Genomic DNA, 12,573 nt, shown 5'->3' on the forward strand with positions numbered 1-12,573 from the left:
ACTATTTTTAGTTTCTTTTCTGGTTTTTTCATTTAATTTCGGAAGTAAATAAAGTTTTGACTCCGAATCAGGGAGAGCATAAAAGTAAACTAATTTACCGTGGTGTAAAAATGGGTCGTTATCACGGCTGAGTGACTTAACTCTTTTTGCAGTGAGAGCACCAGCTATACTTAATGATGTGCCCACAGCAATATCAAATAATTCGATTACGTAAGTGTTAAACGATAGTTATGAGCTAATTGTCTGGGTGTAGAAAATCTATCCACTGAATATTTAAAACAGAGGTAGTCAGAAGTATAAACGGGATGCTCGAAAGCCACCCTGTGCATATGACGTGAAATGAGATCAGGGCGTAGCTCAATCCAATTAGGAAAAAGACAAATGAAAATAGGGTTTGATGCTGATATGAAAAATAAGTGTGTGATTCAACGTTCATACACTCAAGTGACAATACAAAAACACCTTTCTGAGGTATTTCTTAGTTTAAGAGACCTTCATCGCCGAACAAACTAGGATTATTCATACTGGCGATACCTGCTTCCAAAGGTGCGCAAATGTACCACAATTCTTGCTCTCCCTTTCAGGCTGTGGGAGTTTTGTTTAGCCACCTGAAAGCGCTCTTTGCAAGTGGTAAGATCATTAAGGTATAAGAAAGATGTTAACGATTGAGTCGGATAAGGTCAAATGGTTGCTGAGCCTGTATTTTTAAATGTTGCTTAAATTGAGACAAAAAACCAAATTTATTAATTAAATTAACGTATAATTCCGCGCCATAAACAAAGAAACGATATTTTCTTTATTATTCATAAATATTTTCAATTAAATACCGATAAGTTAATAATTTAAATGCCTCTGTATGGAAGAGAAACATGAAAAATCGGAAGGAATCGCTATACCTACAAGAGCTGGCCTATCTGCGCGAAAAGATGAAGTTAGCCGCAGCCGAAAATCCGCATTTAGCCGAGTTTCTGGATCATCCCAATGACCCGGATATTCAGCGTTTACTGGAAGGTTTTTCGCTTCTGTCTTCAAACCTACTCAGCAAAATTGATGATACTTGTCCCGAAGTTTCCCATGAAATGCTCGGACGCATCTGGCCTCACACCTTACGCCCCGTACCACCGACAACGATCATTCAATTCACACCCCATCAGGGCATTCATCAAGGGGTGATAAATATTCCTCAGGGCACACCGATAACCGCAGCACAAGAGGAACAGAGTTTACCGTTTCACACTTGCCGCCCCTTGCATATCGAGCCGTTTGTATTGCTGGATAAACAGATCCAAAAAACACGCGAATACAGCGATATTGTGCTGACGCTGCACCGGACAGGAAATACACCGGCAGTCTGGTCAGGCGGAAAGCTGCACTTCTTTTTGGGTACCGATCCACACCGGGCAGCACAATTAAGTTTGTGGTTGGATATGCACATTGAGTACTGCTACTGGCACACAACAGAGGACGAAAAAAGACTCAAAGGCAGTGATTTTCTGGGCTGGAGTGAGAATCTTCAGCAAACCCTATTGCCTACTGAAGTATTACCTTTCGATCGCCTACAACAGATGACCGAATATTACTGCCTGCCTCATGTATTCAATTTCATGACATTAGATATTAATGAACAACGGGATTTAGCGTTAAACCCGGATGGCACCTGTGAGCTGGTTATCCGTCTGCGTGGGGAGCTGCCGATAGATAATTTGGGCGATGCCTTCCAGTTGGGTTGTGTCCCGGCGGTGCACCTGATGCCGATGATTAGCCAACCTATTTCACTCACTCCCGATAATTCGTGTTATCCGCTACCGCTGGCAGACACAGAGCGACTTTTCCGTATGCAAAGCATCCAAACCGCGAAGCAGCCCGGCGAGAAAGCCGCGAAGGGAAACGCCCCGCGGGGCAAACCGTGTCATTACCTACCAATTGATCGGTTTCACGCCAAAAGTGACTGGCTACTGGATGTCGGTGACCCCGATAACGTCTATTTTCAAGCGCTGATAACCGACGATTTACTGGGGCGTCTCCATAATCAGATACACTTTTTCGGGATGGATGGAAAAGCCGCGAATACCCTGCCACCTCAGGCGGTGCGTGCTCACTTTACTGGCTACCATGTGCAGGCCATGAAGCTGGCTATCGGTGACATTACGCTCACACAAGAATCGGTGCCCGCCCATTTATACGCAAGCAATATTACATCGGTTTCCCCCGATTTTCCGCCAATGGTAATGGGAAAATCGGATTGGTCGCTGATCAACCTCTTAAACTGTCCGCCATTTTTGCTTTTTCATGCCGAATCACTGAAAGATTTTCTGCGTTTGTATGATTGTTATGCCGGGCATGATCGCGCCCTCAGCCGCCGGATGCAGCAGCATATCAATGGAATTGTCCGTGTTGACGCTCAGCCGAAAAGCCGCCTTGACAACACCCCATCGGGTCAGGGACGAGTGATTAATGGCTACATCTTGCACATCTACCTTGATCCGGCGTGTTATGAAAATGACGGTATCATGTATCAATTCTGCCGGATGATTGACCAATTGCTGGCGTGCTTTGTCGTTCGGGATAATTACATCATGTTAGAAATTTATCGGCGGGATGAGAAGGCGATGTTATGGCCGTTTCGCCAAAGGCTTGGACTACGCAGTGAAATGTAATGCTATTAACGGAAACAGAAAAATCAGGAGAAATAATGCTAAAAAGTGGATTACGTTTTCTTTGCCGTATAGGGAGCTTACCCGAAAATACCTTTGCTGTGGCTGATTTTACCCTGCGGGAAGGGCTTTCTGACCTTTTTACCCTGAACCTGACGCTGGTTCAGTCCCTGCCTGACAACCCCTTCAAACCGAAGCCAGATATTGATTTAACCGCACTGTTGATGCAGGACGCCGTATTACAGGTCTTCCACGGTGAAACGGAGCAACGCAGAATCACCGGCATCATTTCCCATGCCGACTGGTGCGGCACCGATGGCAATAAAACTCGGTATACCTTCACCGTGCGCCCGCACCTCTGGCGGCTGACGCTCAATCAGGACAGTCATATTTATCACCGCCAGAGTGTGCCGGATATCATGAACTTGTTGCTGAAAAAACATAAAGTTCGCGCAGATTCCCAACTGGAAGATCCGCATCAGAACCGGGAATACACTACCCAGAAGCGAGAATCGGATTACGCTTTTTTCTGCCGTCTGGCAGCGGAAGAAGGCATCAGTTTCTGGTTTGAGGATGAGCAATTGTTTTTCAGTGACAGCCATCTCGGGATGACGGCCAACCTGCCTTTGCAATACCAGCCACAACCGGACACCGCCCACGGACAGGATGTGATTTATCAGGTACGCCTTGGCGTGGGGATGGCCCCAAAGCGCAGCATCCACCGGGATTACAACCCGGACAGGCCGCTTTCTCAGGTATATCAACTGGAGAGCAGCCCTGAATATCAGGCAATGGGCACGCTGACGCCATATACCATTTACGAGAGTTATGGCCGTTTTCAGCGGGAGGCCGAAGGCAAACCCTTCGTCAAATATCGGCACGAAGTGTTGAAAAACCAGACTCAAAGTGGAAGCGGAAACAGTAACTGCATCAAACTGATGCCGGGTAAAATCTTCGAAATCGAAAATCATCCCCATGCTCCGCTCAATACCCGTTGGCAGATTGTCGGGATCAGTCATCATGGCCGCTGCCCACAGGCACTGGGAGACAATGGCGGCGAAGGCACAACACTGAGTAACGATTTCAGCTTTATTGATGGTTATGCTGACTGGCGGCCTCCTTTTCATTACAAACCACAGGCAGACGGTGATGAAAGTGCGACCGTTGTCGGGCCGGAAGGGGAAGAAATTTTCGTCAACAAAGACGGCGCGATTAAAGTGCACTTTCATTGGAATCGCTATGATAAAGCCGATGACAGCGCCTCCTGTTGGGTTCGTGTTGCTCAGGGCTGGAACGGTAACGGTTTTGGTTTTATGGCGATACCGCGTATCGGGCAGGAAGTGATTGTTTCTTATCTCAACGGCGATATTGACCGCCCGATAGTCACCGGCTGCGTTTATAACGGCCTGAACCGTCCCCCACTGGATTTACCGGCCGCCAAGACCCGCACCACATTTAAGACCAAAACCCATAAAGGGGAAGGCTTTAATGAATTGCGCTTTGAGGATGCCAAAGGCAGTGAGGAAGTGTTTATTCATGCGCAAAAAGATATGAAAAGCCAAGTACTCAATGACGAAACCAGCAATATTGGCCATAACCGCACACATCATATTAAAAATGATGCGCATTTACGCGTTGATAATGAATACCGTGTACAGGCAAACAATGACATTTCTCTGTCAACCGGGCAAAAACTCCATATCAAGGCAGACGATGCTCTGCTTACACAAAGTGGCAATGAAATTCATCTGAGTTCCGGCGCTAAAGTTGTGATTGATGCGGGGTCTGAACTGACCATTCAGGCAGCAGGACATTTTCTGAAAATTGATGCTGGCGGGATCACTAGCAGCGCGGCTATTAACTTTGGCAGTGGCGCACCGGGCAATGGCTCAGGCTGGGGCGGCAAGTTGCCGGATATACTGGATAAACTGTCACCCATTAATGTGGCTCAGGCAGAAAAAATGGTTACCCCACCACCGGAAAAAATTTGCCTGTCCTGCTTAATGGAAGCGGCATCAACGGGGTCAGTGATGGTCATGAGGGGAGAATAATGATGACCACCTTAAAGGAAAAATGGGCAAAATACCGGGAAACCTACCCGGAAATGAAGTTATATGCGTTGGTAGACGGTTTACAGTACGAGCGGTGCTTTGATGACGAATTGACTTATCTTGAGGGGACGAATAATCCGCTGTTCCGGCAATTCCCGGATGCGGAAATCGCCTTTGCTGGGCCGTGGTTGTTTGATATGTGCCACGCCCCAGAATGGGAAGAAAAATTCTTACGGCTGGAAAGCGCAGCTCCTGCTGTTTCATGGTTGTATTCAACACTGTCATTGGACAAACTGACCCGCCATCTTGAAGCATATTTAAATATCCGATTAAAGACAGGTAAAACGGCGTTATTACGTTTTTACGATCCCCGCGTTCTGCATCAAATTCCAGATATTTTTACGCCAGAACAGTTGACTGAATTCACAAAAGATATCGAAGAGTGGGGATATCAACTTGATAACAATCATCACGTTGTGAAAGGAAAATAATAGCTATGGACAAAAACAGTATCGCTTCAGTCTTCTCAGATTTGAAAAACAAAGCCTCCAAAAGTATTGAGAAGGAAAAAAGTAAAGTTACCCATCCCACTAGCGTTCCTAACTGTTCGGGAAAAGTCGGTGATCCGGGCGTGAAATGTAATCAAAAATTCAGCCATCAGCTAAAATTACTGCCAATTGATAATCAGGTTAACGTGAGTAATGTGCCTTATGCCTATATCTCCATCCCCGCCAGAGGGTTCGGAAAGACAAATGGAGCAGGAGAAACCGACCGTATCATGACCCGGCAGCCCGAAGAAATCACCGTACTGGTCGGCAAGCTGGCTAAAAGTTATGAAAGAAGGAAGGGGAACTTTGGCTCACTGAAAGAACTTGAAGAAAGAAAAATTAGCCTGATTACGAATACCAATGACCCAACCACCGAGAAACCGTATATCAGCGGTTATGATTATATTACCGTGGCGGGCGCTAGAACAGCGCCTTGGGAAGCAAGTCTGGGATCAGTTAAGAGAACAGCTCAGCTAGAGTCATTTTTCAAAGAGTCACTGGGAAATCAATACCGTTTTATTAATTGTGGGTTACATCAGTTGCAGCTTTTTCCTAAAGCAAGTCAAGGCGACCTTTCTGTGCAACGTATTATGGTGGTCTTTCAGCAGGGATATACGCAAAAGGATATTGATATAATTAATCAATATACTAAAGCGTTAGGAAGTCGCATTGTCTATGTGAAAAATAAACAAGGGCTTATCGATTTTTTGAATCAAAGGAAGGAAAAGAAAAGACTTATTAAAGAGATGGTGTTTTTTTGTCATGGCATTATTAATTATGCCACTTTTCATTATCAGGGAGAGGATGTCGAGGAAGGGCTTTTTGGACCAGAGGAGATTAAAAAGGTCTATGAATCAATATTTGATTTTGACGCTAAAATAACAACCTACGCTTGCCGTGCGGGAATTTCAGAGTCTGGAGGGGATTTTACAGGAAAGGATGCGGGGCAGGATAAAAGCCCGGCACAACAAATGGCGAATACCTGGGATGTTGAAGTCAAAGCATTTGAGAAGCGATCTATTTATACCATAGCCTATGGGACGGGAAAGGAAATTAAAGATGCGGAAAATTATGGGAAAGTGATAAGTAAATATTTAGCTGATATTGAAGTTTATAAAAAAGAGAAAGCAAAAGGCAATAAAAATTCAAAACCGCCAGAGAAACCTAAAGATTATGACATAATGCAAAACCGTAATCGAGATTTGAAAGAAAGAGGGGATAATGAAAATAATGGTGGCGGACCTATTGCTCCAAATGGTTCTTGGCACTTACCTGGCACAGCAAAAACTCCAGAAGGATTGAAAGTTGGTCTGCAAAATTATAAACCTATGGAGTGGAACACATGAGGTTATGTAAACGAAAATTACTCATAGTAATATTTATTTTAATAGTTTTAATTTCAGTTTTATCTGGAGCTTATTATATGAATACGCAAAAATATCAGATGGCAGTTAATGTTTCAGTGTATGATGAAAACTCTATAGACTTTCCGTCTAAAAAAACATGGTTTGATGCTAGTATGTGGTTGACAACATCTCAATATATTAAAGTCAATGATTTCTTCCTGATTAATAAAAAATTCCCTCCTATTGAAAATTTAAATACTGTATATGTAACGACAGAATTACAGTTTGCAATTGACAAGTCATCAAATAGCTTCCCTGAATTACAGGAGTTAAAAAATATGGATGTTTTGAAATTTTCTGATTTAATGGAAAATAAAACGAGCTATGAATACATATATAGTCAGTTTAATCAGAAATCATTGAAACCAGAACAGGATATATTCCTTATTTCATTTTTGTATAATAGCAATAAATATGAAGTTAAAATGATAAGAGAAATATGTAATGGAAGTTATTTGTATAGTTCACTTGGTGGGATTTACAAAGAAGGTGGATGGCATAAAGCTAATAGGGATTTTTTGACATACAGAGATTACCTCGCAGGAAAGATTGATTCATATAAATAATAAATTTTAAAAACTATAGTTGCTGGATTTTCAATACAATGAAAAATATATTTCACCAGCAGCTATAGTGCTAACTATTATGATCGGAGATATCATAAATATGACGATAGAACTTAATGAAGATCAATGGAATATACTAAAAAAACATTCATTCAATGCTTATATTGATGAATTAGCAGCACATTGCAATGAATCTTATCACTATCTTGAAATAAAATTAGGTAAAGATGGCTTAAGAACCGCGCTGGAAAACGCAGTAGAAAAAGCAAAAAGCGACGGATTTGATCAACGCGGTGCTGTTCAGCTTTATATTGATATGTTTATTTTATTTGGTACGGAATTTCAGACTGACCCGCAATACACATGGATAAAAACAATCCTTGATAATCATTCCCATCTTGGGCAATTAGAAAAAACAAGTCTGCTTTATCATAAAGTAACTCGATATTTGAATGAAGTACATGGCGAACAAGATGAGCACCTTAAAACCAGCATGCGTAAATTTCAAAATATCAATATTGAACGCTTAAATGTTCAATGGAATACCTATGAAAGCAATATGGATGAATTATTGAATTCCCTGTATCCACAAAAATATAAATATATAAAACAGGATGACATCAAGAAATCCATCCAGTTTGGTGTTGAAAAATCGAATCAGTATGGCATAGAAAATGCCAATAATTCGGCATTTTTAACACTAACAATGTTTTTATTAGGGTATGAATTCGATCAGGATATTTTCTTGCCTCATTTAAATAAGAAATTGTTCAAACAATATTATTTCGACACTGATTCACTAATCATAGAAATGGAAAAACAAGTCAAAGATTATTTGAAAACATTTCTTCAATAACATAGAGATATTGTAACTGATTACGAGGAGATAAATATGTCAAATAAAGCCGTTATCCGCTTAAACGATACGACTGATCACGGTGGGAAAGTGATCACCGCTATTGATGGTTATGTTTATCAGGGAGTCCCTATTGCTGGCAAAGGTGATTTAGTTGCTTGCCCAAAATGTGAAGATACATTTCCGATAGTGGAAGGAAGTGAGACTTTAAAGTATCAGGGCAAACAGATTGCCTTGGAAGGTATGAGCACAGCTTGCGGGGCAACACTGATTGCCAGCCAGAAAAAGTTTCTCGCTTAATGAGGAGCCAATTATTCCAGTCTATTTAAGACGATGCTGACGCGTTACGCTTGTCTTCTCCGTTCTAGCAGGCTAATACATTAACCTGCTAGAACGGAGAGCCGAAAGAACACTTGCCAAAAAATCCATTTTTATATCGCTATATAAATATTTCACGGGATAACGGGATAAGTGATTTATTTATTATATATTTCATATTGTTACCCTATTCCACGTTATCCCAGCCTATCCCGTGATATGACGTCACTATTTTTAATTCTTTTAAATTCAATTAATTATTACCTGCCAGAGAAAAATATTTTTCGGGATAACCTACACTGTCACAATATCACTTTATTTTTTTAATCACTGTCCCGTCCTAAATAAAGTTGACATTTTCCTTCAAATATACTGGGAATAATGAGGTATTCCACCTGTCCATCATCAGGCGGTTATGCACCAGATACCCGGCAAGATCATTAATTCTCATGACGTGTGCTTTATCGATATCGCAGTTGGGTCTGCCGTAGGTGTAAGGCTGAAAGCGTGAAAGCCCGTATTTCTGGATAAAATCACGGGTACGGGTGACAACCTGATACTTTTCCCGGTTCCCGATACCAAAATCAGCTAACCAGTCATTGAAACTTTGCTTTATCGCAGCATGACACGCTTCTTTATCCCCGCCCGTGATATGAGTCGCCAGCTCTCCGATGGTGAACGAAACCGCCCGTAGCCTGTAAGGAAGAGCAAGATTGCGGTAAATCCGAGCACTTTTGGAAGCAGATATCGTCGGACACATGACTCACCATCTACAGCTATAAGACTTAATCACTTTAATCGTGTTTTTTATTAAATCCTGTTTTCACTATTAATACCTTACATCTTATCCACCAAATTATTTTTAATACATAGCCATTATTATTCGGCCGTAACTGACAAATTTATTTTTATTACAGAAAAATGAAATTGCATAAAAAGCAATTTGCATTATTGGCAATGTACTGATTATCGTTTTTTCGGCACGATGATTCTTGATGTACGTATGATATAGCCGCATAAAAATATTTTCAGAATGATATACCTGTCATTTTGTGGCGGTAGCTTTGTCCAAATATATTGTCCTGCATCTTATTTTAATTGAAATCAATCATAACCATTTTCATTTTAAAAGAGGCTATTATGTCTACAAGCACATCTCAAATCGCTGCTGAATATCCTATTCCTTCTTATCGTTTCGTTGTTTCTGTCGGAGATGAACACATTCCATTTAATAGTGTTTCAGGACTCGATATTAATTATGAAACCATTGAATATCGTGATGGTGTCGGTAATTGGTTCAAAATGCCGGGGCAGCGCCAGCCAATTAATATTACCCTGCGTAAAGGTGTTTTTCCCGGCAAAACTGAATTGTTTGATTGGATTAATTCTATCCAGCTTAATCAAGTAGAGAAAAAAGATATTACCATTAGCTTAACCAATGACGCAGGCACCGAATTATTGATGACCTGGAATGTCGCTAATGCGTTCCCTACTTCATTGACTTCACCTTCCTTTGATGCCACCAGCAATGATATTGCCGTTCAAGAAATTACCCTGACAGCTGATCGCGTGACCATGCAGGCTATTTGAAGCATTGATAGTTAATCATTTCATATAAGGAAATTTCTTATGACAACCATGACCAGTTATCCTGGCGTTTATATTGAAGAATTAAACAGCCTGGCGTTATCCGTATCAAATAGTGCCACCGCTGTTCCTGTTTTTGCAGTGAATAAAGAAAATAAATATATTGATGAAAATACGGCCCATCGAATTAATTCCTGGATGGATTATCTGAATCTGGTGGGCGATTTTAACAATAAAGATAAATTGTCAGTTTCTCTTCGGGCTTATTTTACCAATGGCGGGGGTTATTGTTATCTCATCCAAACCCCAAGTTTAGAAAAACTCATTCCAACCTTAGATGATGTCACTTTATTGGTTGCTGCGGGCGAAGATATCAAAACAGCAGCGGCAACTTTGTGTCAGCCGGGAAAAGGATTATTTGCCATTTTTGATGGCCCGGAAGAAGCGTTGACTATCACGAATGCAGAAACAATCAAGGGCCAGTATGACGCTACAGCGTTCGCCGCAGTTTACTACCCGTGGCTGAAAGCGGATTGGGCAAAAATCACCATCCCACCGAGCGCGGTTATCGCAGGGGTTTATGCTTCCGTCGATCTCTCCCGTGGCGTGTGGAAAGCTCCTGCCAATATCGCATTAAAAGGCGGACTGGAACCTGCATTTTTGGTTACGGATGAATTGCAGAGCGCATATAACTCCGATCATGCCATCAATATGATTCGGAATTTCAGCAATACTGGTGCCACCGTTTGGGGAGCAAGAACACTGGAAAATAGTGACAACTGGCGCTATGTCCCCGTGCGTCGCCTGTTTAATACCGTCGAGCGGGATGTTAAGCGCGCCATGAGCTTTGCCATGTTTGAACCTAACAGCCAGCCAACTTGGGAACGTGTCAGAGCGGCAATCAGCAATTACCTTCATAGCCTGTGGCAACAAGGAGGATTGGCCGGCAGCAAAGAAGAAGAAGCCTATTTTGTGCAGATCGGCAAGGGGATTACGATGACACCGGAACAGATTAATCAAGGACAGATGATAGTAAAAATCGGTCTGGCAGCGGTTCGACCGGCGGAATTTATCATCCTCCAATTTACGCAAGATGTAGAACAGCGTTAATCACATTGATTGATAAGGAATTATCATGCCAGCTAATCTAAAAACGCCCGGCGTTTATATTGAAGAAGATGCGTCCCTTGCATTGTCTGTCAGCAACAGTCCCACCGCCGTGCCTGTTTTTATCGGTAAGTTCACCCCAAAAACTGCGGAACCAACCCAAGCCTGTATTCGTATCAGCAACTGGCTTGAATTTACTTCCACTTTTTCTTTGGTGCCAATGACAGAAATTGTCATCAAATCGAGTCCTGAACCCTCTTCTAGTGGTGAGTCAAAAGAGGCCGAAAAAGAAAAAGTAGAAAAGAAAGAGAGTGAAGCCAAAGAAACGCCCAAAGTTCAGGCTTTATCTGCTGCTAAAGAAGAGCCAAAAAAATGGATTCACACGATTGAGAAAATCAATCAGTCTCTAGCCGTAGAAGCCTTGAAACTCTATTTTCAAAATGGGGGCGGATCTTGTTATATCTACCCATTAAATGATGTCACTAACGAGAAAACTCTGGCAGCCATTCCTGAATTAATCGAACAAAAAGGGGATATCACTCTGCTGGTTTGCCCGGAAGCAGATTGGGATTACAAAAACAGAGTTTATGATGCAGTCAGCTCACTGCTGAATGATAACAAAGTGGGCTATTTTATGATTGCAGATAGCCACGATGGTGAATCGATACCTAGTTCGGGAACTCGCACCAAGATTGCCGCCTATTATCCTCAGTTGGAAACCAACCTGACACTGTCTGCCTTACCCGACGATCAGGACATTATTATCAGTGGATATGAGGATGAATCAGGCAAGAATAAACTGAAAAATCTGGATGAGCTCAGGAAAAAAAATGAAACGCTGGCGCAGAATATTGATGCCAGATTGCAGCAGGAGCAACAACGTCAAATCACTCTTCCACCCAGTACCGCCATTGCCGGAATTTATTGCCAAACAGATAACCAGCGTGGTGTCTGGAAAGCCCCCGCTAACATTGCACTTACCGGCATCAAAGGACTGACTGATAAAGTCGATGATGATCGACAAGGTGTCATGAATGACAAGGGCATCAATGTCATCCGTTCATTTACAGGCCGTGGTTTGATGGTTTGGGGAGCCCGTACTTGTACAGATGTCAACGATACCCACTGGCGCTACATTCCTGTCCGTCGTCTGTTCAATTCCGTTGAACGCGATATCCGCCAGGCACTGCGTGCCGTGTTATTTGAAACTAATAATCAACCGACCTGGATGCGCGCCAAAGCCGCCGTTGACCAATATCTTTATGCTCTTTGGCAAAAAAATGCCCTGATGGGGAACAGCCCGGAAGAGGCTTATTTTGTCCATATTGGTCAGGATATCACCATGTCTGATGCGGATATCAAACAAGGCAAAATGATCATGAAAATCGGTCTGGCCGCAGTGCGACCGGCTGAATTTATCGTTCTGCAATTTACGCAGGATGTCGCTCAGTAATCTCCGTGATTAAACACCAGGCACTGT

11 protein-coding genes are annotated in these 12,573 nt (G+C 42.4%); 10 read left to right on the forward strand and 1 reads right to left on the reverse strand.

The genetic code is table 11. The features are described from left to right. The first annotated feature begins 869 nt into the window (after positions 1-869). The 7 genes from Xmir_RS08200 (at position 870) to Xmir_RS08240 (ending at position 8,381) form a co-directional block, all read left to right on the forward strand. Positions 870-2,657: a type VI secretion system baseplate subunit TssF gene (locus Xmir_RS08200; RefSeq protein WP_099113902.1), complete on the forward strand. Its 1,788-nt coding sequence runs from the start codon at positions 870-872 to the stop codon at positions 2,655-2,657. 35 nt (positions 2,658-2,692) lie between these two features. Continuing rightward, complete coding sequence (gene tssI / locus Xmir_RS08205) at positions 2,693-4,705, forward strand: type VI secretion system tip protein TssI/VgrG (RefSeq protein ID WP_099113903.1); 2,013 nt, start codon at positions 2,693-2,695, stop codon at positions 4,703-4,705. Beyond that, a complete protein-coding gene (locus Xmir_RS08210) occupies positions 4,705-5,196 on the forward strand; it encodes a DUF4123 domain-containing protein (protein ID WP_099113904.1) in 492 nt (163 codons plus the stop codon). The genes tssI and Xmir_RS08210 overlap by 1 nt, the downstream gene beginning before the upstream one ends. 5 nt (positions 5,197-5,201) lie before the next feature. Beyond that, positions 5,202-6,599 (forward strand): hypothetical protein, encoded by a 1,398-nt coding sequence (locus Xmir_RS28120; RefSeq protein ID WP_244170895.1) that lies wholly within the window; start codon positions 5,202-5,204, stop codon positions 6,597-6,599. 77 nt (positions 6,600-6,676) lie between these two features. After that, on the forward strand, positions 6,677-7,225 hold the full coding sequence (locus Xmir_RS08225) for a hypothetical protein (RefSeq protein ID WP_099113906.1): 549 nt from the start codon (positions 6,677-6,679) through the stop codon (positions 7,223-7,225). Between the two features lie 100 nt (positions 7,226-7,325). Further along, a complete protein-coding gene (locus Xmir_RS28125) occupies positions 7,326-8,081 on the forward strand; it encodes a hypothetical protein (protein ID WP_244170896.1) in 756 nt (251 codons plus the stop codon). A 36-nt stretch (positions 8,082-8,117) separates the two neighbouring features. Then, positions 8,118-8,381 (forward strand): PAAR domain-containing protein, encoded by a 264-nt coding sequence (locus tag Xmir_RS08240; protein ID WP_099113908.1) that lies wholly within the window; start codon positions 8,118-8,120, stop codon positions 8,379-8,381. 358 nt (positions 8,382-8,739) lie between these two features. On the opposite strand, the gene Xmir_RS08245 is transcribed toward Xmir_RS08240, so the two are convergent. Then, on the reverse strand, positions 8,740-9,159 hold the full coding sequence (locus Xmir_RS08245; RefSeq protein ID WP_208620404.1) for a hypothetical protein: 420 nt from the start codon (positions 9,157-9,159) through the stop codon (positions 8,740-8,742). Between the two features lie 380 nt (positions 9,160-9,539). Here Xmir_RS08245 and Xmir_RS08250 point away from each other — a divergent pair, with 380 nt between their 5' ends. From Xmir_RS08250 to Xmir_RS08260, 3 genes are read left to right on the forward strand one after another with little or no spacing between them, the layout of a single operon-like run. Beyond that, a complete protein-coding gene (locus tag Xmir_RS08250; RefSeq protein WP_099113909.1) occupies positions 9,540-9,989 on the forward strand; it encodes a phage tail protein in 450 nt (149 codons plus the stop codon). Between the two features lie 39 nt (positions 9,990-10,028). Then, positions 10,029-11,096, forward strand: coding sequence for a phage tail sheath family protein (locus Xmir_RS08255; RefSeq protein WP_099113910.1), 1,068 nt, complete (start codon positions 10,029-10,031; stop codon positions 11,094-11,096). Positions 11,097-11,121: 25 nt separating this feature from the next. Then, a complete protein-coding gene (locus tag Xmir_RS08260) occupies positions 11,122-12,546 on the forward strand; it encodes a phage tail sheath family protein (RefSeq protein WP_099113911.1) in 1,425 nt (474 codons plus the stop codon). The last annotated feature ends 27 nt before the right edge of the window (positions 12,547-12,573 follow it).

The organism is Xenorhabdus miraniensis (genome assembly GCF_002632615.1).

Bases quoted from the DNA above. Each gene is read 5' to 3' on its own strand.
- Xmir_RS28125 (WP_244170896.1), top strand. From the start codon at position 7,326: ATGACGATAGAACTTAATGAAGATCAATGGAATATACTAAAAAAACAT.
- Xmir_RS08240 (WP_099113908.1), top strand. From the start codon at position 8,118: ATGTCAAATAAAGCCGTTATCCGCTTAAACGATACGACTGATCACGGT.
- Xmir_RS08255 (WP_099113910.1), top strand. From the start codon at position 10,029: ATGACAACCATGACCAGTTATCCTGGCGTTTATATTGAAGAATTAAAC.
- Xmir_RS08210 (WP_099113904.1), top strand. From the start codon at position 4,705: ATGATGACCACCTTAAAGGAAAAATGGGCAAAATACCGGGAAACCTAC.
- tssI (WP_099113903.1), top strand. From the start codon at position 2,693: ATGCTAAAAAGTGGATTACGTTTTCTTTGCCGTATAGGGAGCTTACCC.
- Xmir_RS08245 (WP_208620404.1), bottom strand. From the start codon at position 9,159: ATGTGTCCGACGATATCTGCTTCCAAAAGTGCTCGGATTTACCGCAAT.
- Xmir_RS08225 (WP_099113906.1), top strand. From the start codon at position 6,677: ATGAATACGCAAAAATATCAGATGGCAGTTAATGTTTCAGTGTATGAT.
- Xmir_RS28120 (WP_244170895.1), top strand. From the start codon at position 5,202: ATGGACAAAAACAGTATCGCTTCAGTCTTCTCAGATTTGAAAAACAAA.
- Xmir_RS08200 (WP_099113902.1), top strand. From the start codon at position 870: ATGAAAAATCGGAAGGAATCGCTATACCTACAAGAGCTGGCCTATCTG.
- Xmir_RS08250 (WP_099113909.1), top strand. From the start codon at position 9,540: ATGTCTACAAGCACATCTCAAATCGCTGCTGAATATCCTATTCCTTCT.
- Xmir_RS08260 (WP_099113911.1), top strand. From the start codon at position 11,122: ATGCCAGCTAATCTAAAAACGCCCGGCGTTTATATTGAAGAAGATGCG.